Genomic DNA, 21,936 nt, shown 5'->3' with positions numbered 1-21,936 from the left:
GAGCGTGCAATTACCAATCGTTTTAAACGATCAAGAAAACATAACAAATGAAAAAGTTACTATTCATCCTTTCCATAGCCCTTGGCATTTCAACTGCGCAGGCACAACTACTCGGCAAAAACCAGGTAAACTCAAGGGCCGACAGCCTCCGCGGAACACTTACCCCTTTGCGTACCTGCTACGATATTAATTATTACCACTTAGATGTGAAGATCGATATCGACCAGAAATCAGTTAGCGGAAGCAATGAATTTGCTTTTACCGCAACGCAAGATTTCACCAAATTACAGTTCGATCTTTTTGATAACTTAAAAGTAGATAAAGTGGTATATAAGGGCGCCAATTTACCTTTTACCAGAGAATACAATGCGGTTTTCGTAACCTTTCCTAAAGCAGTTAAAAAAGGAAGCAAAGATAGATTTACCGTTTTCTATTCTGGTAATCCTACTGTAGCAAAAACACCACCCTGGGATGGCGGTTTTATCTTCAAAAAAGATGAAGCCGGCAATCCTTTTGTTTCTGTGGCCTGCCAGGGTTTAGGCGCAAGTGTATGGTGGCCAAATAAAGATCACCAGAGCGATGAGGTAGATAGTATGTTAATCAGCATTAGCGTTCCTAAAAATTTGCAGGAAATATCTAATGGAAGACTGAGAAATACCGTCGATAAAGCTGATGGTTACAAACAATACAATTGGTTTGTCGCTAATCCCATCAACAATTACGATGTAACCTTTTACATTGGCAAATATGCCCACTGGCAAGACAGTTACGATGGTGAAAACGGAAAACTCAGCATCGATTACTGGGCGCTGCAGACCGATAGCGCCAAAGCCCGCCCACATTGGGATGCCGATGTTAAACCTATGCTAAAGTGTTTCGAATATTGGTTTGGCCCTTACCCATGGTACAAAGACGGCTACAAACTGGTTCAGGCACCTCATTTAGGTATGGAACATCAAAGTGCAGTAGCTTATGGCAATCAGTTTAAACCAGGTTATCTAGGTAAAGATTTAAGCGGTACCGGCCATGGCTTAAAGTGGGATTTCATTACCATCCACGAGAGCGGCCACGAATGGTTCGGTAATAACATTACCTCAAAAGATATCGCCGACATGTGGATTCACGAAGGATTCACCAATTATTCAGAGGTATTGTTTACCGAATGTACTGAGAACAAAGCGGCTGCAGACGAGTATGTAATCGGATTACAGAAAATTATCCAAAACGATATTCCGGTTATTGGCCCTTACGGTGTTAACAAAGAAGGCTCGGGCGATATGTACCCAAAAGGTGCAAATTTGATTAGTACCATTCGCCAGTTGATTAATAACGATGAAAAATTCAGACAGATTCTTCGCGGGCTAAGCAAGACATTTTACCATCAAACGGTGACTACTGCGCAGATCGAAAATTACATCACCAAACAAAGCGGGCTTAAACTGGATAAAGTTTTCGATCAGTATTTACGTTTTACCAAAATCCCTGTTTTAGAATATAAAATCAACAATGGCACTTTATCTTATCGCTGGATAACCGATGTTAAAGGTTTTGATATGCCTGTGCGTGTAACATTAAAAACAGGCACTTATACCTTGATTAAGCCTACAAACGATTGGAAAACAGTTAAAGTGGATGCCAGCATAAACGATAATAATTTCAAACACGATCCTTTGTTTTACATTAATACAAAAAAAGAGTAACTAAATCCCAGCGGCTATATCATAAATATAGAATTTGTCATCCTGAGCTTGTTGAAGGACTTAGTTAAATATGCTTTTATGTGTTTCGACAGGCTCAACATGACAAAACCGGAAGAGAAATTACTTTCATGATACAGCTTCATTTTTGAGCATGGCCGAATATCACTGATAAAGAGAATTAAATTTCATCTTATGCAACTTTTCAACAAAACCATCGTCTTATAAGAAAAGCTCATTATTTATCTAAAAAAATAAAATCTATACCCATGAAAAAAGTATTTGCAATATTATTGGCATCCTTAACATTAACCTCTAGTATTAATGTAATTGCTAAAAATCAGATCAGCATCAACACTTCAAAAAATAATGGCGACGACAGAGAGGTAAAAAACTTCAATGGAGTTGCTGCAGCAGGCCCAATAAACGTGATTGTAACGCTGGGCAATAGCGAAAGCTGCCGTTTAGAAGGCGATGCAGATGCATTGGCCTCAATTGTTACCGAGGTAAAAGGCAATGTTTTGGTTATCCGCCCCCAAACCAGTATTACTAGCTGGACTAGAAAATACGAAGGCAAAAAAATCACCGCTTACGTAACAGCAAAAGAGTTGGCCAGCTTAACCGTAAGTGGTGATGGCAGCTTAAGCGTTAACGGAAAAATTAGCACAGGTAGCTTAACCACAACTGTAAGCGGTTCGGGAAGCATTAAAGCAACCGCCGATGTAGACAACTACAATGGTGTAATTAGTGGTTCTGGTGCAATAAACATTACAGGCGGTGCAGATCATGCAAAAGTAGTAATCAGCAGCTCAGGTACCTTTGCCGGTAAATCTTTTTCTACAAAAACTTTAACCAGTACCATCAGTGGTTCAGGAACCGTAAACATCGCCGTAAGCGAAAGCATTAGAGCGGTAATCAGCGGATCAGGAAGCGTAAATTATTCAGGCAACCCAAGTGTCGATAAAACTGTTGTTGGCTCAGGTGGTGTAAGAAAAGTATAAATTAAAGCCTTTTTAATAGAGAAACACCTGCAAGAAATTGCAGGTGTTTTTTTTATGGAATTGGAGCTCATTTTTTAGCACTATCTCCCAATGCGATCGTCATGCTGAACTTGTTTTACTGCGTAGCTTTCCGCTGCGCTACAGATCAGCATCTTTTCTGCAATCATTTCAAGTCCTCAACCCGACTAAGGATCTGACTTTTAATTTTATCGGGTTTATATACATAGGTCGATAGCGTAATAGGGTAGAAAAATCCCTTTTCAGCTTCAAACTATTATATTCGCCTAACAATATCTCAAATAATCCCTTAAGAATCCGCATATGCTTACCGAAACCTTAAAAACACTTTTCAACCGGGATTTAAACAAACTAAAATCCGAAATCGAGTCCTACAAAAACGACGCGAACTTATGGATTTTAGATAAAAGCATTGCAAACTCGGCAGGAAACCTTTGCCTGCATTTAATCGGAAACCTCAATACTTATATCGGTGCAACTTTGGGTGGCAGCCATTATATTCGCAATCGCGAATTGGAATTTTCGTTAAAAGATGTACCAAAACAGCAGCTTATCAACATGATTGAAGCAACTATAATTGTGGTTAACGAAACACTGGGTAAAATAACAGGAGAACAGCTCAATAGCGAATACCCAATGCTGGTATTTCAGGAGAAAACATCAACCGAATTCTTTCTGGTTCACCTTACCACACATTTAGCCTATCACTTAGGGCAGATTAATTATCACCGAAGGTTATTGGATGGCGAACTGTAGCCAGGTGTTATGCGACCAGCGAAAAGCAATCTATGCCAGATCCTCATTGCGAACGGAAGTAGCGCTTTATAAAAACCTGAGAATTGATCTTTATACTGAAAACATCAAACAGAACAAAAAGGCAGAAGATGCTGTAATGCAGTATTTAGCCAAAATAAAAGACAGCAGCTTAGAATGAAAAATTAGATAATAAACATTCTCCGTGTCTTCAGTGGTTCCGTGGCTATTTTTAATCACTAAGCCGAAAGCAATATTCTGCGTTGATCTTTTCAATCTGCGGGAAAATTGTAATGCAGCAACACCAACTGGTCACACCTAAAACAAAAAAGGAGGTCTAAGCCTCCTCTTATATCTTAAAACTGAACCCCGATTAGCCACATATTTTCGATGTAGTTAATCTTCTGACTGGCCTTGTCGTACTCATCCCAGCCAGTGGTATGCACATTGGTTAAATTGGTAGCGCCAAACTTAGTGGTATTTTGTAGGTAAACGTTTTTCCACACATAAAACTTAAGACCAACTTTTGCAGAAACACCATAACCCGAAATACTGAAGTGGTTATTTCTGCCCTGGCCGAACAAACGTACATCTGAACGTGGCACCATTAATCCTCCACCCAAGCCGGTTTCTAAGGTTAAGGAAGTATTGCCGCCCGGAGCCACCCAAATATCATCATAACGCTCAATTTCGATATTTGCATAATTAAAACCATCGGTATGCTCGTAGGTTAACATGCTCTCTTTAACATTAATGCTTTGTCCGTTATAATCTCCTGCCAAATTACCTGTAGGGGTATTGGTTGGAGAAATATTTGGCCCGATGTGACCAGTAATCGTTACTGTTTGTGGGATGTCCATTACGTATTTCATGTGGTCCCAACCGATTGAGATGCTATAGTTATCTTTGATAAAATAACCTGCGCGGATATTGTATTGCGGTACGGTGATAAGTCCAGGGTTTAAATAATCCCAGCTCAATTTCGATTGTCTATCGTGTGCAACTACATCTTTTAAAGTAAAATCGTAGTTCGGGCCTTGAAACCTGATATCACTTTTCCCATACCACGAACTATTGTAGCCCCAATGAAAAAAGAAATCGCCTTTACGCGAAAAATTCCTTTTATGCTCAGGATTAAATAAACTTTTTGAGGTTGGGGTATGATCAGTTGAAGACTTCTGAATCTCTTGAGCCTGCATCCGCTTGCCAAACAAGAGTGCTAAAAATAGGATGGTAAATCTTTTCACGCGGCAAATTGAGCAAAAAGACCAATCATTTACAACAGGTTTAACATTTTGTAAGAGTTGTTGTACAAAAAATGACTTTAAAACATTAAAACCTTGTGTAAACAGCCAGTTGAATAATATTATTTACCGTATTGTTCGAAACGCCATGGGTAGCCTGGTTCATATACCCAGCTTCCAGATCAAACTGTTTCGAAAAACGGTAACCTGCAGCGAGATATAACCTGTTCTGATCGAAAACACTATTGTTAATTTTATCCTTATTCTGAAGATTTAAAAACACCTCATTCTGCAAAGCCAAAAATGGTCCTTTTGTAAATGTTGGCTGAGTTTTTTGCAAAGGTTGAATCAACCTTACGAAATAACGGAAGCGCTGCGAAAACACATCTTCACCTGTTCGGCCAATAAAACGTTGTTCCAACCTCAGCCTGTGACTGGCAAAAACAGATTTTATTTTATGGCTATAAATGTATTGCTCAAATATGCGGTGCTCATGCAACGTAAGATCAGGGCTCCCTGCCGATTCTGTATGTGTAGTTTGCCATAAATACCCTAAGGCTACATTATGTTTATTGTTAATAAAATATTGTAAAGCCGGACGCACCAAAGTATTTCTCAGATAACCCCAATCATCTGCCGAACGTAGTTGAACATCGAACTGAAGCCCCCATTTATCATTAAATTTGGTGTTATTTAAAAACATAAACCAACCCGAATTTTGATGTTGCGTTTGCGCATAAAGCTTTCCAGACACCATGATGAGCAGCATCACAGCAGACAATAATATTTTTTTCATAAGAGGAAACCGGTTTTATCTGTGTGCCGCTAAATTAAAAGAAAAACAGTAAAGTGAAAAAAGAGTTGTTAATTAGTTAGAAAGTCAGGGATCGGAGGTCTGAAGTTTAAGTCCAGCGTTTGAAGTTCATTGTACAATTACCAACAACTGCGCGCCCATGTTTCTCTATGTAAACCCATGTCCGCTGTGGTAAAAAACATAACTGCCTTTGCGTTTCTTTGCGAAAAGCTTTGTGCCCTTTGCGGTTAAATACCTTCATTATTTAAAATTCATTTAACGTTAAGCGATTAAAAATTTATCTTCGTTAAAGATTTGGGCATTACGGTATTTTCAATACCCTTAAAAATTGCGCTCATTTTAACATTACAAAACGTAAAATAGAACAAAAATGATTATCGAACCTAGAATGAGGGGCTTTATCTGTTTAACCGCACACCCTGATGGTTGCGCACAAAACGTAAAGAATCAAATTGAATATGTAAAATCTAAAGGAGCTATAGATGGTCCTAAAAAAGTATTGGTAATTGGTGCATCAACCGGTTTCGGTTTGGCTTCGCGTATTGCTGCTGCTTATGGGTCTGACGCTTCTACAATTGGCGTATTTTTCGAAAAAGCACCTTCTGAAGGCAAAACTGCATCACCAGGCTGGTACAATAGTGCCGCTTTTGAAAAAGAAGCCCATGCTGCTGGTTTATATGCAAAAAGCATTAATGGCGATGCATTCTCTAAAGAAATTAAAGAAAAAACAATTGAATTGATCAAAGCTGATCTTGGCCAGGTTGATTTAGTCATTTATAGCCTGGCATCGCCAGTTAGGAAACATCCTGATACAGAAGTACTTCACCGATCTACCTTAAAACCTATCGGTGGAACTTATACCAATAAAACCGTCGATTTCCACACCGGTAATGTGACCGAAATTTCTATCGAGCCCGCTACCGAAGAAGATATTGCCAATACCGTTGCTGTAATGGGTGGCGAAGATTGGGCCATGTGGATTGATGCCTTAAAAGCAGAAAACCTACTTGCCGAAGGTGCCACAACAGTAGCTTATTCGTACATCGGCCCAGCTTTAACCGAGCCCGTATACCGTAAAGGAACCATTGGCAGAGCTAAAGATGATTTAGAAGCAACTGCTTTTAAAATCAGCGATAAATTAAAAGATATTGATGGCAAAGCTTATGTATCGGTTAACAAAGCATTGGTAACACAGGCAAGTTCTGCAATTCCGGTAATTCCGTTATATATTTCATTGTTGTATAAAGTAATGAAAGCTGAGGGGGTACACGAAGGTACAATTGAGCAGATCCAACGTTTATATGCTGATCGCTTATATACTGGCAGCCCTGTTCCTGTTGATGAGAAAGGCAGAATCAGAATCGACGATTGGGAAATGCGTGAAGATATCCAGGCTAAAGTTGCAGAACTTTGGAAAGAGGCAACAACCGAAACTTTACCTGCAATAGGTGATTTACCTGGTTACAGATCTGATTTCTTAAGCTTATTTGGTTTCGAAATTGATAAAGTTGATTATCAAAAAGATGCCCAGGAAGTAGTAGAAATTGAAGGTTTAGTAGGTTAGTAAGAGCGTCATTTCGATTGAAGTGCAACGCAATGGAGAAATCTATTATCTTGCCTAAATAATACTATTACAATAAAACGGCTGGCCCTATAGCCAGCCGTTTGTACATTCAAGCCATATGAATTTCGATTTACAGCCTACATTAGCCAACGATTTAATTACCGTAGTTCCCTTAAAAGAAGAAAATTTTGAAGCCCTTTTTGCAGTAGCTTCCGATCCTTTGATTTGGGAGCAGCACCCCAACAAAGACCGTTATAAAAGAGCGGTTTTCGAAAATTTCTTTAAAGGGGCAATAGAATCGAAGGGTGCTTTTATCGTTTATGAAAAAGAAAGCAACAAAATTGTGGGCAGTTCCAGATACTACGAATTGGATGAAACAGACCATTCAGTTGCTGTTGGTTACACTTTTATTGCCCGCGAGTTTTGGGGCAAGGGGCATAATAAGGCCTTAAAAACTTTAATGTTTGATTATGCTTTTCAATTTGTAGATAAAGTAGTTTTACATATCGGTGCTACTAATTTCCGTTCACAAAAAGCGGCAGCAAAGTTAGGCGCCCTTAAAATCGCTGAATTAGAGGTAGCCTATTACGGTGAGCCCTTAAAATGGAATTTTGTTTATCAGGTGGATAAAGAAAAGTGGGTTAATAAAGCATCTTAAAGTTTTAACCATTGATTTTTACAGAAAGAGTCTGCCACGGAAACACTGAAACCACGGAAAAGGTATAAACATTCAATCGTCCTCGTTTGTAACGAGGATGGCCGAGATTTGCATTTGTAATGCAATAAGCAGCTAATTTATTAAGTTTTAACCACAGATTTTCACAGATCAACACAGATACTATGCCCTCCTTATCAGTGTGTTCATCCACTTCATCTGTGGTAAAGAAAAAACTAGTGGCAACAAAGACACTTAAATTAGAAAAAAAATTAATTCCGTGTAAATCTGTGCTTCCGTGGCAAACACATTTATAATCACCTGTGGTTCGCATCCAAATGACAAGAGCATAACCGAATAAAATCGTGTTTATGCTTTAGTATTGTTATCTTTGTATAATTCTCCATTCCACTCACCTTTCAAAACAAAACAATTAAATAAAATATGGCTAAATCTCAGGCAACATACAGTAAAAAAGAGAACGAAAAAAAACGATTAAAAAAACAAAAAGACAAACAAGAGAAAAAAGAAGAACGTCAGGCTAATGCAAAAAAAGGTTTAGCGCTTGAAGATATGATGGCTTATGTTGATGAAAACGGAAACATCTCTTCTACTCCACCAGATCCGAAGAAAAAGAAAGTAATTAATACAGAAGATATTCAGATCGGTATTTCAAGACAAGAGGACATCATCGATGAAAATCCTGTTAAAAAAGGAACAGTTACTTTCTTTAACGACAGTAAAGGTTACGGTTTTATTAAAAACACTGAAACACAAGACAGTATTTTTGTTCACGCAAACGGTTTAATCACCCAGATTAAAGAAGGTGATAAAGTTACGTTCGAAGTAGAAATGGGTCAAAAAGGACCAACTGCTGTTAAAGTATCAAAGGTTTAACAACCACAATTCAATTCTTTTTGCAATTCCTAATTGCAAAATATGATTAAAATTCTGCAGAAAACTCTGCTGCGCTAGGTTTTATAACCATATATAATTCCGTCTATTTAAGCATAAAACCTTGCGCATAATTTTACTCTCTTTCTATTTATTTTAGAAAATCAGGTTCCAGTGTGCATGGCCCAATCCGGTCCCGCCATCACTATTAGTCCTCATTCCGCTGCGCTTCCATTCCGGGCTATCCGCTCTGTCGGGTTTAGGTAGCTAGAACAATAGCTTTTATGAACTGATGAAATATCGGAATGAATATTTGTACGATAAAAAGAACAATATTTTTCAGGTTAAACCTTATTCCTGTAGCAATTGCTAACGTTTGACAGATCTTTTTTGATAGCAACATAATCCATTGTTAATAAACCCGATAACAACGGCAGCCCCCTGTTTTTCTTCGGGGCTAAAGTGTATAGCGGGACAGGTTTTGCCATCAACTACTGATGTTCATTTTCAAAAAAAATAAAAAAATGATAATCTCGGTGTGGAATTTGTGCACGGCTTACATCATTACAGTACACACAAAGAAAATACATTATGAAAAAGTTAATAGCACTTGCACTGGTTGCATTTTTAGGATTATCATCAGCGATGGCTCAACAAGTAGATTTACGCAGAAAAATTAATGTTAGCGGAACTGCAGAAACAGAAGTAACACCAGATATTATTTATATCGGTATTTCACTTAAAGAATACTTAAACGGAAAGAAAAAAGTAGACATTACCGAGTTAGAGAAACAATTATTTGCAGCGGTACAAAAAGCAGGCATTGCAAAAGAAAATTTAACCATCAGCAATTTAAGCAGCTGGAACTATGCTACAGAAAAAAAGAAAAACCCCGATTTCTTAGCCAGTAAACAATATCGCTTGAAAGTTAGCGATCTAAATAAATTTAATGCAATATTGGAGTCGATAGATGCCAAAGGAATTGCCAATACGAATATTGAAAGCTACGATTATTCTAAAATTGAAACCTTAAAAAAAGAGCTTAAAATTAAAGCTTTATTAGCAGCGAAAGAGAAAGCAGCTTATATGGTTGAGGCCTTGGGTGATAAATTAGGTGGTGTAATTGAGATACAAGACGGTGGAGACAATGTAATACAACCTGTTTACAGAAATTATGCGATGAAAGCTGAAATGGCCGATGCCGCTGGCGCTCCTGAAATTGATTTCAAGAAAATTAAGCTGAATTTTACAGTAAATGCCATTTTCGAGATCAAATAAGATTTTTAACCGTTAAATCAATAATTTTAAAACCTACCAGAACTTTTTGGTAGGTTTTTTGTTAGGTAGTGGTTGAACACTAAAAAATTAGATATTATGAAAAAATTCATCTACACGTTAGCCTTGGTTTTCTCTTTAGGCATTAGTTTTAATTCAGCTCAGGCAGCTGATAAACCTGCGAAAAACCCAACAGAATTAACTGCCGAACAAGCAGTGAAATTGGAAAGAATTAAAACCCGTGTTGAAGAGATCAGAGACATGGACAAATCGAACTTAACAAGAGCAGAACGTAAAGCTTTACGTAGCGAGTTAAGAGAATTAAAAGGTCAGGCCCGCGCAGTTTCTGGTGGTGTTTATCTTTCAGTTGGTGCAATCATTATCATCATTTTATTGTTGATCCTGATTTTATAATCAATACCGCATCACATCTATCTATATAAAAACAAAAAGCTTTGCAGCAATGCAAAGCTTTTTTTTATGAGAAATATCGTCATTGCGAGAAGGAACGACGAAGCAATCTCACCCTTTATAAAATTCTTAATTTGATGCTTCATCATTGTTCTAGCGCATTAAGATTGCTTCGTACCTCGCAATGACGATTTATCTAAGACTAATCAATAATATCAAAACCAGTATATTTCACTAAAGCCTCCGGAATTTTAATTCCGTTTTCGGTCTGGTAGTTTTCTAAAATAGATGCTACAATACGCGGTAATGCCAATGCGCTTCCATTTAATGAGTGCGCCAGTTGTGCCTTCCCTTCTTTTCCTTTAAAGCGTAATTTTAAACGGTTACTCTGATAAGTTTCGAAATTTGATACAGAAGAAACTTCTAACCAGCGCTCTTGCGCGGCACTCCAAACCTCCATATCGTAAGTCATGGCAGAAGTAAAGCCCATATCGCCACCGCATAAACGTAACACGCGGTAATGTAAGCCCAACTCCTTTAATAAAGACTGAACATATTGGCTCATGTCTTCTAAGGTTTCGTAAGATTTATCAGGATGCGTAATCTGCACCACTTCAACCTTATCAAACTGGTGTAAGCGGTTTAAACCACGTACATGTGCACCATATGAGCCCGCTTCTCTACGGAAACAGGGCGTATAAGCGGTATTTTTAATTGGAAGATCTTCTTCCTTAACAATTACATCACGGTATAAATTGGTTACCGGAACTTCGGCTGTTGGAATTAAATATAAATCATCAACAGTTGAATGATACATCTGTCCTTCTTTATCCGGTAACTGTCCGGTGCCAAAACCCGAGGCCGCATTAACCAAATGAGGTACCTGCATTTCTTTATAACCTGCTTCAGTAGCATGATCTAAAAAGAAATTAATCAAGGCACGTTGTAACTTTGCTCCTTTTCCTTTATAAACCGGAAAACCAGCGCCAGTAATTTTTACACCCAATTCGAAATCGATAATATCATATTTCGCAGCCAATTCCCAGTGCGGCAAAGCCTTATTTGGTAATTTAGCAGGCGCTCCATGCGTTAAAACAACTTCATTTTCTTCTGCTGTAGATCCTGGTTTTACCAAATGGTATGGCAAATTAGGCAATTGAACAATTAAATTATGTTGAGCGGCTTCCAACTCATTCAATTTGTCGCTCAAATTTTTGATATTTTCTTTATGAGAAGCCGTTTGGGCCTTAATCGCTTCGGCTTCTTCTTTTTTACCAGTACGCATTAAATCGCCAATTTGTTTGGCAGCTGCATTCGCCTCAGCAGAAATATTATCCAGGGAAGTTTGTGTAGAACGGCGGTCCTCATCAATTTTAATGATTTCATCTACCAGTTCTGGCTGTTTAAAATTACGGATACTCAAACGTTCTAAAACTTTCTCTCTATTTTCGCGGATATAGTTAACTTGCAGCATTATTTAATTTTTTAAGCAAAGATAATAATTAAGTCGTCATTGCGAACGCAGTGCGGCAATCTCCCAACAAAAAGATTGCTTCATCGTTCCTCTCTGAGAAATCGGAGCCAGCTCTCGCAGTGATGGACACAGAAAAATATGGATGGCAAACTATTTCTCGTACCAACGCCAATAGGCAATTTGGAGGATATGACCTTTAGGGCGATCCGTATATTAAAAGAATGCGATTTAATCCTCGCTGAAGATACCCGTACCAGCGCTCCGATGCTCAAACATTTTGGCATCGATAAAAGAGTTTTCTCGCACCACCAGCACAACGAACATAAGGCCACTTCAGAGATTATTAAGCTTCTAAATGAAGGTCAGAAAATAGCGCTGATATCTGACGCCGGAACACCTGCCATTTCCGATCCGGGTTTTTTCCTGGTACGCGAAGCCATTAAAAATGATATTGCCGTAGAGTGTTTACCAGGAGCAACAGCTTTTGTACCTGCCCTGGTTAACTCGGGCTTACCTGCCGATGCCTTTTGTTTCGAAGGGTTTTTACCGGTAAAAAAAGGGAGACAAACCAAGTTCAAAAAATTGGCCGAAGAAGACCGCACCATTATACTTTATGAAAGTCCGCACCGTTTATTAAAAACTTTAGAGGAGTTTGCACAATATCTGGGCGCCGACAGGCAGGCATCGGTAAGTAGAGAGTTGACCAAAATGTTCGAAGAAACCGTACGCGGAACTTTAGTAGAAATAAAATCACATTTTGAAAACAATACTTTAAAAGGAGAATTTGTAATTTGCATAGCGGGGAAACCCAACATTAAAAGCAAAAACAAATATGAAGATGCTGAAGATTAGCATCAGAAAATAAACAACATACCAATTTTAAAAACATTATGATTAGCATAGATAGATTTCTGAGTGACGAGCAAGACCCAAAAGCGGTTGAAAAAGTTATTGGAAAATTAAACGACCTTTTAACCACAGGTGAAGAACTTTTATACTTAGCTGTACAGAAAAAACCAGCGGTAAACTTGTTGCCAGATAGTATTGCAATTTCGAACAAGCGTATTTTTTATTGCGAGCCAGGTAATTTAGGTTTAACCATGAATTTCAAAGATATTTCGTGGAAAAGCATTAAAGAGGTTTCGTTTAAGGAAGAATTTTTTGGTTCTAAATTTATCTGTGTACCACAACATGGCGAAAATATCGTAACCGAATTTATTCCGAAAGTACAGGCACGTAAATTGCACCAGGCTGCAAACCAGCAATTGGATGAGTATAAGGAAATGCTCCGTCAGCAAAAACTGGAAGAAAACCGTGCAACGGCTTCTCCAATCAATTTAAATGCTCAGCCCATTGCCGAAATTCCTGCTTACGAACCAACTCCAGAACCCGTTCAACCCGTTATTCAGATTGCTGAAGTAGTTGAAGAGCCAGAAGACGAAACCACATTAAAATTACGCAAGCTTAAAACTTTGTACGATAAACACCTGATTACTCAGGAAGAATACGAAGCTAAAAAAGCAAATATTTTAGATAGTTTGTAAAACTAATCCCCTCAAGTTGTCACGTTGAGCTTGTCGAAACGCCAGATTATAATTAATTACCCCTTCGACAGGCTCAGGATGACAATATTGCGCCAGCACTTAAAATGAACAAGAAACAAACTTACCTCCTCGCCCTCTTAAGTGCATTTTTACTTTGGCTAGCCTGGCCACCAATGCCTTTTACCACACCCTTATTGTTAATTGGCCTGGTGCCTTTGTTCATTGCGCTCAATTCTATTTCAGGTAATGCTGAAAAAAAACAGGGAAAAAGAATTTTCTTGACCGCAGGCTTAACTTTTTTAGTATGGAATACGGCATCAATTTATTGGGTGTACAATGCTATAAGTGCTTATAATGGTACAGCAGTAGCCCTCCCAGTTTCTTTAATTCCTTATGGATTAGGTGCGCTTTTAATGACTTTTGCTTTTTGGTTATACTATCGATTGGGCAAATACGTAAATAAAAAGATCGCGTACCTGGGCTTAATTGCCTTTTATATCGCTTTAGAATATTTGCAGCAAACCTGGGATTTAGCCTTCCCTTGGATGACTTTAGGTAATGGTTTAGCAGGGATGCATCAGCTGGCGCAATGGTATGATTATACTGGCGTTTACGGAGGTTCATTGTGGATTTTAGTGAGCAATATCCTAGCTTTTGAAGCCTACAAGAAATTTAAATCACAAACGGGTTATTTAAGATTTAGAACCGCTGGAATCTGGACTTTGGTAGTGATTATTCCCATCGGCATTTCATTAACCAAATACTTTACTGCCGAACAGAAAGGCACACCAAGCAATGTGGTGGTGGTTCAACCGAATATCGATCCCTACCAAAAACTGGAAAGCATACCAGTTTCTGAACAGCTCAAAATTTTAACACACCTTTCCGATTCGGTTGGGCAAAGCAATACCGAATATTTTATCTGGCCAGAAACAGCAATACCGAGTCGTGCCGACGAAGATCGCATCAGATCTAACCCTGATTTTTATACCCTCCAAAGTTTTTTAAGCAAATACAAAAACGGAACACTGATTACCGGAATTGAAAGCATAAAAATCTACCAGACCAAAAAAACACTTTCGGCAAAGTACGATCCGCAAAGCAACCAGTATTGGGATAATTTTAACACGGCCATGCAGGTTGAAAACTCAGCAAATGTGCAGTTTTACCATAAATCCAAACTGGTACCAGGGGTAGAAAAAATGCCTTTCCCTAAAGTGTTTTCATTTTTAGATGGGGTTTTCGCACAACTGGGCGGAGCTGTTGGTGGATGGGGCTGGCAGGAAAAACCTGGTGTACTTTATGCGCAAAGTGGAATTGGCGCTGCCCCTGTTATTTGTTATGAAAGCCTATGGGGCGAATGGGTTGCACAATCGGTTAAAGATGGAGCACAATTTATTGCTATTATCACTAATGATGGCTGGTGGGGAAATACTTCGGGTAAAGACCAGCACATGATGTACGCCAAACTTAGGGCAATTGAAACCCACCGCGATGTGGCCCGCTCTGCAAATACAGGCATTTCTTGCTTCATCAATCAACGTGGCGACGTAACGCAAAGCACCAAATGGTGGACGAGAACTGCAATAAAGGCCAACATTAACCTGAACGACGAGATTACCTTTTATGTAAAAAGCGGCGATATTATTGCAAAAATATTGAGTGTTTTAGCGATTATCTTAGCCTTGATTATTCCGTTTAGAAAATGGATCAAGAAACCAAGCCATGTTTAAACAACAATACGATTTCATTTTATCATCAAGAAATACCCTTTTAGCTTATATAGGGAGTATTTCCGAGCACGATTTCTTAACTAACAACAGTTCATTCGGCAGAGGCTCTATCAGAAACTTGTTGGTTCATATTTGTCAAACCTATTGCGCGTGGATCGGTGAAAAAGCCTTAGGCATTGAACAAGAGTTTTTACCTTTCGAAAACTATCAGACCCTACATCACTGCCAAACCTATTTTAATCAGGTAGATGAGTATATTGGCTTATTTATCGAAAAATTTAAAGGAAATGAGCTGCAGGAAGTTGAATTAGACAGGAATGGAGAGATTTTAAAAATAAATCCATTAAAGTTGTTTACCCATGTTATTACCCACGAGTTTCATCACAAAGGGCAAATCATGTCTTTAAGCAGGCATTTAGGCTATATACCGATTGATGCCGATATTATCAGATAAAAAAATTATGCAAAAAATAAAAAACCTCCGCTGGTCGGTATTGCTCTTGTTATTAACTTTAAACTTTGGATGCGATCAGATTTCCAAAAAAATTGTGCGTACCGAGATTAGCGATTACGAACATATCAGCGTTATCAAAGACCGTTTTACCTTAACCAAAGTAGAAAACAGCGGGGCATTTTTAAGCCTTGGCGATAACATGCCCTATATTTTTAGGCTTATTATTTTAACAGGCTTACCCTTACTGTTCTTGGGTTACGGGTTATATTTCCTCTTTGCCAAACGCAATTTACCAATGAGCATGCAAATTGCTTTGTGTTTTCTGATAGGCGGCGGGATTGGCAACCTATACGATCGGATTGTACACGGATCGGTTACCGATTTTATGCATATGGATTTTTATATCTTCCAAACGGGTGTTTTCAATTTTGCTGATATTTCGATCATGATTGGTGTAGGTATATTGCTTTTCCAGTCGATTAGAAGTAATAGGCTAAAACAACAAATAGATTAGGCAAAAAGCCAGGTTGATGACCGCTAATTAAAAATACAAAAAAACATGTATTAAAAATACACTTTTGTATTTTTTGTATTATATTTATTCATGTAATACTCAATTGCAGCATATTACGATCTAAACCAAAAACCTAAACTATGAAAAACCTATTAACAAAAACTGTGCTGATTGCATTGCTCTCAGTAGTAGTGATCTCGTGCTCGAAGAAAAATGAGATCACGACTGAACCGGAAAACGAAACCGTTCAAAACCAAAAAGTTCTTGCTTACATCAAAAATCTTGGATTTACAGATGCACAGATTGTAGAAAGTGGCAATAATTACGTTGTAGACGGCGATATCGTATTTAGCAAAACCATGGAAGTTCCTGCTGATAATGGGAAACCGATAACCGAACAGTATTACAACGGAAATATTGTAACCAATAGCACTAATATTCGCGTTAAAGTTGACCCTTCTATAAACGGGATGATCAGTGAAATCAATTCTGCAATTAACCAATGGAATACAGTGCCTAATTCTAAAATCAAATTTGTGATTACAACAGGCACTATTTATGACATTCTAATTAAAGTAGATAATACAATAGGAAGTTCTACCTGTGGGCAGGCCTATTTATCAACGTCTAATGGCAAAGCAGGCAATACAGTTTGGATTAACCAGAACCTGATCCAGAACAATTCTTTTGCACAGCGACAAAGAACCATAACACATGAATTTGGACATACCATTTCATTTAAGCACACCAACCAATCTACAACCATTAATGTCCCTGGAGTTGGAGGAACCGACGCATTATCATTAATGAACGGCGGACAATGTGGAAGTGGTGCTACAGTTTTGTCAGCAAAAGACAAGCAGGCTACTGCAGTATTGTACCCTTTATAATTAAAATCAGATAAATAACCTAAAAAGATCGTAATGCAATGGAAGCTGTTTCTTTGAAGCAGCTTCTTTTTTGAAATAAGATTTAGAAATGATTTTAACAAGGATTTCTTAACAAAGAATTACCACCATTAAACAAACATATTTTTATCTTTAGCTGTTAAACAATCTAAAAATAAAATCCAATCATGAAAAGAAATGCAACAGCCGTATGGCAAGGTTCTATTAAAGAAGGTAATGGTAACATCACTACACAAAGTACCACTTTAAATAATACTCAATATTCTTTTAATTCTCGCTTTGCAGAAGGTGTTGGCACAAATCCAGAGGAATTAATCGCTGCTGCGCATGCAGGCTGTTTTACCATGAAATTATCTGCTAACTTAACTGAAGCAGGATTTACAGCGGATAAATTGGAAACTAAATGCGAAATCAACCTGGATCCATCTAAAGGTGAAATTGTAGAATCACACTTAACCCTAACCGCTTCTGTGCCTAATTTAACACAAGAAAAGTTTGATGAATTGGTAGCAGATGCAGAGAAAAACTGCCCAATCTCTAAATTATTAAACACAACGATTACTGTTGATGCAACCTTAGCATAGCCTATTATCATGCTGAAGTATCTCGCCCCTAAAACAGGGCCTTCGTACTTCGGCATGACTACTTATTCGTTGTTTATTACAATATAAAATTAATTGTATAACTTAGCTTTACAAGCTAAGTTAACATGAAAAAATCTCTCCTATTCTTAAGCACTGTTTTATTCTTAAGCAGTTGCGTCTCTTTTAGCAGTAAAAAGGAAAAAACATTTAGCACAGTTGCTGTTACTGAAGGCCCCAATATCAACAATACATCCTCTGAAGACGATTTATTTCATATTGCCAGTTTTGACACTGATGTGGCGGTAAGAAAACTCGCTGTTAGCAGGTTAAATAACGAAGCAAATCTATTTCATATTGTTAGTTTCGATACAGACACAGCAGTAAGGAAGCTTGCCGTTAGCAAACTAAATAATCAAGAATACTTATTTCATATTGCCAGTTTTGATACCGATGTCGCAGTGAAAAAGCTTGCAGTTGCAAACCTAAATAATCAGGCAAGCTTATTTCACATTGCCAGTTTTGATACTAATGCAGATGTGAGAAAACTTGCAGTTGGTAAACTGAACAATCAGGCTAACTTATTTCACATTGCCTGTTTTGATACTAATGTAGCAGTAAGGAAACTTGCAGTTGGTAACTTAAATAATCAGGCAAATTTATTTCACATTGCCTGTTTTGACCAGGACAAAGAAGTAAGAAAACTTGCCGTTGGCAAATTGGATAATCAGGCAAACTTAACCCATATTGCTAATTTCGATTCTGAAGCTGACATAAAGAAGCTAGCACTAGCCAGACTAAAGGCCAATTAAATAGTTTTCGGTTAACAGTTTTCGATTCACAGTTAAAAACAATTTAATTTTTCCAACATTACAACCTTTCAACTTCCAACAAGCTAAGCCATGTATTTTCCAACAATAGGCATTCTTCTGCCCATACCAAATGCTTTTGGCGATACCCTTAAAATAGGTGGTGTTTGATAGCGTTTAAATTCTGCAATGTTTACCATTTTCAGAATCCGCAGCACCAATGCCTCATCAAAACCTTGCGCAATAATGGCTTTAGAACCCTGTTTCTTTTCGATGTGCTGATATAATATTTTATCGAGAATTTCGTATTCAGGCAATGAATCAGAATCTTTTTGATCGGGCCTCAACTCTGCAGATGGTGGTTTGACAATGGTATTGATCGGAATAATTTCCCTTTCTTTATTAATGTACCTTGCCAGCTCAAAAACCTGCATTTTGTATACATCGCCTATTACGCCAATAGCACCACACATATCTCCGTATAAAGTGCCATAACCAACAGCACACTCGCTTTTGTTCGAAGTATTCAATAAAATATAACCAAACTTATTGCTCATGGCCATATTAATAATGCCACGGATACGGGCCTGCACATTTTCTTCAGCAAGATTGAACGGTAGCCCTTTAAAAGCCGGCGCCAGTATATGATCAAAAGCTTCTGCAACTTCTTTAATTGGCACAATTTCGTGCATACAGCCAATATTGTTAACCAAATCTAAAGCATCTTGAACAGAGTGGTCGGAAGAGAATTTAGAAGGCATTAAAACCGCCATAACATGCTCTGGGCCTAACGCGCGACAAGCCAAGGCACAAACCACAGCAGAATCGATCCCGCCAGATAAGCCCAAAACGGCTTTGCTGAAGCCAGATTTTTTAAAATAATCTTTTATGCCTAAAATCAACGCATCGTGAATCTGCTCAATATCGGTCAATCTTTCCGATTGGGGATATTTATTACGCACATTTTCAACCTCTTCCAGGTCGAAAACCTGAAGATCCTCTTCAAAATATTTCATCTCTGCTTTCACGGCTCCATCAGCATCGAAAACCAAAGAACCGCCATCAAAAATAATCTCAGTCTGTGCACCAACCTGGTTTACATAAAATACTGGCAGGTTGTACTTTTTTGCATTATCGCCCAATACTTTAATACGTTCATCATCATGGGTGTAAGAGAAAGGCGACGCCGCAATATTAATCATCACATCTGGCTGCTCCTTAATCAACTCATCCATGGGGTTTGATACATACAATGGATTATCATTGATGTTCCAAAGGTCTTCACAAATGGTTAAAGCAATCTTTTTACCTTTAAAATCGATACAGTTAAATTGTGTGGCAGGTTCGAAATAACGATACTCATCAAATACATCGTAGGTAGGTAAAAGTGCCTTTTTAACCACGGCTTTAACTTTCCCTTCTTCGATAAAATAGGCTGCATTAAACAGATCTTTTCCCTGTAGTACTTCGTTTTTAATAGGTAGCCCCACAATACAGGCAATATCTGTACAATGTTTGGCGATTTCCTGAGCAGCAGTTTCACACAATACAATAAACTCATCAAACTCCAAAAAATCTCTTGGTGGATAGCCACAGATAGCAAGCTCGGCAAAAACAACTAAATCAGCGCCTTTATCTTTCGCCAATTGAATATTTTCGGTTATTTTTTTCGTGTTTGCCTCAAAGTTCCCGATATGGTAATTGAGTTGTGCCAGCGCTATTTTCATGTTTAATGTATCAAGTAGTGAGTATCTAGTAGTGAGTATCAAGTATCAAGACAAATATCCAGATTAAAAGAATACACCGAAATTAAGTGCCAAATAATGATTTCTAACATCCCTGGCTTTATCTGTTACAATATTAGTAAAACCGTTGTTAAAAGTTAAACCAGCTACGATACTGGTATTGCCCGAAATATCAAATTCGCCGCCACCACCGATGATTAATCCGGCACGGTAAAGTTTAATGTTGTCGGATACGTTTAGATTATCGCCAACAACAGTCCCACCTGTTACAGCATCTTGTTTAGCGCTGATGTTGATCGAATTAGACAATCCAAACTGACCATACCAACGTTTTCCATCAGCCTTAACTGTTTTTAGTTTAATGGTTAAAGGCAAGTCTACATATTGTAGTTTATATTTTAAATCGTAAGCTTTCGGGGCAGTGCCACTACTGGCACTATAATAAGGCAGAACATTCGCCTCTGTACTTTTACCATTTATCGAAGTGATGGTTAGCGCCGTAGAAAAACTATAATTCGGGGCAAAATTAAAATCACCAATTAATCCATAAGAAAAGCCCAAAGCTATTCCGTCTGTTTTTCCCTGTTCAGGCTTAATCCAACCAAAAGTTGGAGTAGCAGTTAAACCTAACCTAAAACCGTAAGTGGTTAAAGGAGAATTTTGCGCCCACGCGCCAATACTTAAAAGAGACAAAATTAAAATGGTCGATATTCTTTTCATGCTATAGGTGTTTATATATATTTGTTGTACATGATGTATAACGTAAAACACTGGCAAATTTATCTAATTTTTCTTTTTGCCATCACATTTATTTCCTGTAGGCAAAGCAACAAGCCAGATGTAAGTAATATACAGGTAAACATTAAAATCGAAAGATTTGATAACGAGCTATTTGCCGGAAAAAACAAAAATGTTATTGATATAGATAAACAGCTTGGTTTGAAATATGGTGTGTTTTATGACGATTTTATCCACCGGATTCTGGACAGTAAATACTCAAACACCGAATCGTTGGCCAATTTGTACCGCGACCAGGCTTATACCGATTTAAGCAAAGAGGTTGATAGTGTTTTTCCAAACCTAAAAGTACAGGAAGAAGCATTGACCGAAACTTTTAAATACATTAAATACTATTATCCGAAAGCGAAGATTCCTAAATTTATTTCTTTTGCTTCAGGTTTTGCATACCAAATGCCAGTAGGCGATAACTATTTGGGTATTGGTTTGGATATGTTTTTGGGCAAAGACAGCAAATTTTATAAGGCTATTGTACAAAGTGTGCCCTTATACCTATCGAGAAGATTTACACCTGAATATATTGTGCCCCGTGTGGCCGAAACATACGCCCACGAAGAACTTTTTGCAGAGCCTGATGACAACAGGACCCTGTTGTCTAAAATGATCTTCCAGGGAAAGATTTTATATTTCTTAGATCAGGTTTTACCTGAAAGCTTAAGCGATTCTACCAAAATCGGATATACTCAACAACAATTAGGCTGGGCACAAAATTTCGAAGGAGATATTTGGGCATATTTTTTGGAGAACAATTACCTGTATGAAACCGATTATCAAAAAATCCAGGTATTTTTATCTGAAGGACCTTTTACACCAGGTTTAGGTGAAAATAGAGATTCAGCACCAAAATTGGGTGTATGGATGGGTTGGCAAATTGTAAGAAAATATATGAAAGAACACCCTGATGTTACTTTACAACAATTAATGGCAGATAACGATGCACAGAAAATTTTAAATCAATCGAAGTACAAACCGAAACAACAGAGATAGTTTATCAGTTTGCAGTTTTTAGTTATCAGTTTAAGTCCGCAGGTAAAACAATACAACAATTAA

23 protein-coding genes are annotated in these 21,936 nt (G+C 37.9%); 18 read left to right on the top strand and 5 right to left on the bottom strand.

The window, feature by feature from the left end; translation table 11 throughout:
• Positions 1–47: 47 nt before the first annotated feature.
• The 4 genes from AC07VK_RS13805 (at position 48) to AC07VK_RS13790 (ending at position 3,650) form a co-directional block, all read left to right on the top strand.
• Entirely contained in the window at positions 48–1,700 is a 1,653-nt protein-coding gene (locus tag AC07VK_RS13805; protein WP_492961121.1) for a M1 family metallopeptidase, read from the top strand.
• Positions 1,701–1,966: 266 nt separating this feature from the next.
• On the top strand, positions 1,967–2,698 hold the full coding sequence (locus AC07VK_RS13800) for a head GIN domain-containing protein (RefSeq protein ID WP_492952657.1): 732 nt from the start codon (positions 1,967–1,969) through the stop codon (positions 2,696–2,698).
• A gap of 321 nt (positions 2,699–3,019) precedes the next feature.
• Entirely contained in the window at positions 3,020–3,472 is a 453-nt protein-coding gene (locus AC07VK_RS13795; protein ID WP_492961119.1) for a DUF1572 family protein, read from the top strand.
• On the top strand, positions 3,459–3,650 hold the full coding sequence (locus tag AC07VK_RS13790) for a hypothetical protein (protein ID WP_492961117.1): 192 nt from the start codon (positions 3,459–3,461) through the stop codon (positions 3,648–3,650). The genes AC07VK_RS13795 and AC07VK_RS13790 overlap by 14 nt, the downstream gene beginning before the upstream one ends.
• 175 nt (positions 3,651–3,825) lie before the next feature.
• Here the strand turns inward: AC07VK_RS13790 and AC07VK_RS13785 are convergent, their stop codons facing one another.
• Positions 3,826–4,716 (bottom strand): hypothetical protein, encoded by an 891-nt coding sequence (locus AC07VK_RS13785; protein WP_492952653.1) that lies wholly within the window; start codon positions 4,714–4,716, stop codon positions 3,826–3,828.
• A gap of 85 nt (positions 4,717–4,801) precedes the next feature.
• The gene (locus AC07VK_RS13780; RefSeq protein WP_492961115.1) at positions 4,802–5,509 is read right to left on the bottom strand and encodes a DUF2490 domain-containing protein; all 708 of its coding nucleotides are present in this window, start codon (positions 5,507–5,509) and stop codon (positions 4,802–4,804) included.
• A gap of 388 nt (positions 5,510–5,897) precedes the next feature.
• On the opposite strand from AC07VK_RS13780, the gene fabV reads away from it, so the two are divergent.
• The 5 genes from fabV to AC07VK_RS13755 all read left to right on the top strand — a co-directional run bounded on the left by fabV (position 5,898) and on the right by AC07VK_RS13755 (position 10,329).
• Positions 5,898–7,091 (top strand): enoyl-ACP reductase FabV, encoded by a 1,194-nt coding sequence (gene fabV / locus AC07VK_RS13775; RefSeq protein ID WP_492961113.1) that lies wholly within the window; start codon positions 5,898–5,900, stop codon positions 7,089–7,091.
• A gap of 118 nt (positions 7,092–7,209) precedes the next feature.
• Positions 7,210–7,749, top strand: a complete 540-nt coding sequence (locus tag AC07VK_RS13770) for a GNAT family N-acetyltransferase (protein ID WP_492952650.1) — start codon at positions 7,210–7,212, stop codon at positions 7,747–7,749.
• A gap of 441 nt (positions 7,750–8,190) precedes the next feature.
• Positions 8,191–8,643, top strand: coding sequence for a cold-shock protein (locus AC07VK_RS13765; protein ID WP_029277369.1), 453 nt, complete (start codon positions 8,191–8,193; stop codon positions 8,641–8,643).
• 588 nt (positions 8,644–9,231) lie between these two features.
• Positions 9,232–9,918, top strand: coding sequence for an SIMPL domain-containing protein (locus AC07VK_RS13760; protein WP_477607859.1), 687 nt, complete (start codon positions 9,232–9,234; stop codon positions 9,916–9,918).
• Positions 9,919–10,014: 96 nt separating this feature from the next.
• Positions 10,015–10,329 (top strand): seryl-tRNA synthetase, encoded by a 315-nt coding sequence (locus AC07VK_RS13755; RefSeq protein WP_029277363.1) that lies wholly within the window; start codon positions 10,015–10,017, stop codon positions 10,327–10,329.
• 199 nt (positions 10,330–10,528) lie between these two features.
• On the opposite strand, the gene serS is transcribed toward AC07VK_RS13755, so the two are convergent.
• Entirely contained in the window at positions 10,529–11,800 is a 1,272-nt protein-coding gene (gene serS / locus AC07VK_RS13750; RefSeq protein WP_492961111.1) for a serine--tRNA ligase, read from the bottom strand.
• Between the two features lie 138 nt (positions 11,801–11,938).
• On the opposite strand from serS, the gene rsmI reads away from it, so the two are divergent.
• The 8 genes from rsmI to AC07VK_RS13710 all read left to right on the top strand — a co-directional run bounded on the left by rsmI (position 11,939) and on the right by AC07VK_RS13710 (position 18,346).
• Positions 11,939–12,652: a 16S rRNA (cytidine(1402)-2'-O)-methyltransferase gene (gene rsmI / locus AC07VK_RS13745; protein ID WP_492961109.1), complete on the top strand. Its 714-nt coding sequence runs from the start codon at positions 11,939–11,941 to the stop codon at positions 12,650–12,652.
• A gap of 38 nt (positions 12,653–12,690) precedes the next feature.
• Complete coding sequence (locus AC07VK_RS13740; RefSeq protein ID WP_492952648.1) at positions 12,691–13,344, top strand: PH domain-containing protein; 654 nt, start codon at positions 12,691–12,693, stop codon at positions 13,342–13,344.
• Positions 13,345–13,448: 104 nt separating this feature from the next.
• A complete protein-coding gene (lnt, locus tag AC07VK_RS13735) occupies positions 13,449–15,077 on the top strand; it encodes an apolipoprotein N-acyltransferase (RefSeq protein ID WP_492961107.1) in 1,629 nt (542 codons plus the stop codon).
• Positions 15,070–15,531, top strand: a complete 462-nt coding sequence (locus AC07VK_RS13730; RefSeq protein WP_492952646.1) for a DinB family protein — start codon at positions 15,070–15,072, stop codon at positions 15,529–15,531. Before lnt ends, AC07VK_RS13730 begins: the two co-directional genes overlap by 8 nt.
• A 7-nt stretch (positions 15,532–15,538) precedes the next feature.
• Positions 15,539–16,045, top strand: coding sequence for a signal peptidase II (gene lspA / locus AC07VK_RS13725; RefSeq protein WP_492952645.1), 507 nt, complete (start codon positions 15,539–15,541; stop codon positions 16,043–16,045).
• 140 nt (positions 16,046–16,185) lie between these two features.
• On the top strand, positions 16,186–16,935 hold the full coding sequence (locus tag AC07VK_RS13720; protein WP_492952644.1) for a M57 family metalloprotease: 750 nt from the start codon (positions 16,186–16,188) through the stop codon (positions 16,933–16,935).
• 185 nt (positions 16,936–17,120) lie between these two features.
• Positions 17,121–17,537, top strand: a complete 417-nt coding sequence (locus AC07VK_RS13715) for an OsmC family protein (protein ID WP_086548955.1) — start codon at positions 17,121–17,123, stop codon at positions 17,535–17,537.
• Positions 17,538–17,662: 125 nt separating this feature from the next.
• Complete coding sequence (locus tag AC07VK_RS13710) at positions 17,663–18,346, top strand: hypothetical protein (RefSeq protein ID WP_492961105.1); 684 nt, start codon at positions 17,663–17,665, stop codon at positions 18,344–18,346.
• An 83-nt stretch (positions 18,347–18,429) separates the two neighbouring features.
• Here AC07VK_RS13710 and AC07VK_RS13705 read toward each other — a convergent pair whose 3' ends face one another.
• Together AC07VK_RS13705 and AC07VK_RS13700 are read right to left on the bottom strand one after the other, a co-directional pair.
• Positions 18,430–20,070, bottom strand: coding sequence for an NAD+ synthase (locus AC07VK_RS13705; RefSeq protein WP_492961103.1), 1,641 nt, complete (start codon positions 20,068–20,070; stop codon positions 18,430–18,432).
• A 63-nt stretch (positions 20,071–20,133) separates the two neighbouring features.
• The gene (locus AC07VK_RS13700; protein ID WP_492961101.1) at positions 20,134–20,808 is read right to left on the bottom strand and encodes a porin family protein; all 675 of its coding nucleotides are present in this window, start codon (positions 20,806–20,808) and stop codon (positions 20,134–20,136) included.
• Between the two features lie 30 nt (positions 20,809–20,838).
• Here AC07VK_RS13700 and gldB point away from each other — a divergent pair, with 30 nt between their 5' ends.
• A complete protein-coding gene (gene gldB / locus AC07VK_RS13695; protein ID WP_492961099.1) occupies positions 20,839–21,873 on the top strand; it encodes a gliding motility lipoprotein GldB in 1,035 nt (344 codons plus the stop codon).
• Positions 21,874–21,936: the final 63 nt, after the last annotated feature.

Source organism: Pedobacter sp. GW821-FHT01D05 (assembly GCF_059422505.1).
Note: the sequence above shows the minus strand (reverse complement) of the source record. Positions and strands in the feature narration are given on the sequence as shown.

Excerpts from the sequence above, each read along its gene's own strand:
- AC07VK_RS13805 (WP_492961121.1), top strand. The coding sequence starts at position 48 with ATGAAAAAGTTACTATTCATCCTTTCCATAGCCCTTGGCATTTCAACT.
- AC07VK_RS13800 (WP_492952657.1), top strand. The coding sequence starts at position 1,967 with ATGAAAAAAGTATTTGCAATATTATTGGCATCCTTAACATTAACCTCT.
- AC07VK_RS13795 (WP_492961119.1), top strand. The coding sequence starts at position 3,020 with ATGCTTACCGAAACCTTAAAAACACTTTTCAACCGGGATTTAAACAAA.
- AC07VK_RS13790 (WP_492961117.1), top strand. The coding sequence starts at position 3,459 with ATGGCGAACTGTAGCCAGGTGTTATGCGACCAGCGAAAAGCAATCTAT.
- AC07VK_RS13780 (WP_492961115.1), bottom strand. The coding sequence starts at position 5,509 with ATGAAAAAAATATTATTGTCTGCTGTGATGCTGCTCATCATGGTGTCT.
- fabV (WP_492961113.1), top strand. The coding sequence starts at position 5,898 with ATGATTATCGAACCTAGAATGAGGGGCTTTATCTGTTTAACCGCACAC.
- AC07VK_RS13770 (WP_492952650.1), top strand. The coding sequence starts at position 7,210 with ATGAATTTCGATTTACAGCCTACATTAGCCAACGATTTAATTACCGTA.
- AC07VK_RS13765 (WP_029277369.1), top strand. The coding sequence starts at position 8,191 with ATGGCTAAATCTCAGGCAACATACAGTAAAAAAGAGAACGAAAAAAAA.
- AC07VK_RS13760 (WP_477607859.1), top strand. The coding sequence starts at position 9,232 with ATGAAAAAGTTAATAGCACTTGCACTGGTTGCATTTTTAGGATTATCA.
- AC07VK_RS13755 (WP_029277363.1), top strand. The coding sequence starts at position 10,015 with ATGAAAAAATTCATCTACACGTTAGCCTTGGTTTTCTCTTTAGGCATT.
- serS (WP_492961111.1), bottom strand. The coding sequence starts at position 11,800 with ATGCTGCAAGTTAACTATATCCGCGAAAATAGAGAGAAAGTTTTAGAA.
- rsmI (WP_492961109.1), top strand. The coding sequence starts at position 11,939 with ATGGATGGCAAACTATTTCTCGTACCAACGCCAATAGGCAATTTGGAG.
- AC07VK_RS13740 (WP_492952648.1), top strand. The coding sequence starts at position 12,691 with ATGATTAGCATAGATAGATTTCTGAGTGACGAGCAAGACCCAAAAGCG.
- lnt (WP_492961107.1), top strand. The coding sequence starts at position 13,449 with ATGAACAAGAAACAAACTTACCTCCTCGCCCTCTTAAGTGCATTTTTA.
- AC07VK_RS13730 (WP_492952646.1), top strand. The coding sequence starts at position 15,070 with ATGTTTAAACAACAATACGATTTCATTTTATCATCAAGAAATACCCTT.
- lspA (WP_492952645.1), top strand. The coding sequence starts at position 15,539 with ATGCAAAAAATAAAAAACCTCCGCTGGTCGGTATTGCTCTTGTTATTA.
- AC07VK_RS13720 (WP_492952644.1), top strand. The coding sequence starts at position 16,186 with ATGAAAAACCTATTAACAAAAACTGTGCTGATTGCATTGCTCTCAGTA.
- AC07VK_RS13715 (WP_086548955.1), top strand. The coding sequence starts at position 17,121 with ATGAAAAGAAATGCAACAGCCGTATGGCAAGGTTCTATTAAAGAAGGT.
- AC07VK_RS13710 (WP_492961105.1), top strand. The coding sequence starts at position 17,663 with ATGAAAAAATCTCTCCTATTCTTAAGCACTGTTTTATTCTTAAGCAGT.
- AC07VK_RS13705 (WP_492961103.1), bottom strand. The coding sequence starts at position 20,070 with ATGAAAATAGCGCTGGCACAACTCAATTACCATATCGGGAACTTTGAG.
- AC07VK_RS13700 (WP_492961101.1), bottom strand. The coding sequence starts at position 20,808 with ATGAAAAGAATATCGACCATTTTAATTTTGTCTCTTTTAAGTATTGGC.
- gldB (WP_492961099.1), top strand. The coding sequence starts at position 20,839 with ATGATGTATAACGTAAAACACTGGCAAATTTATCTAATTTTTCTTTTT.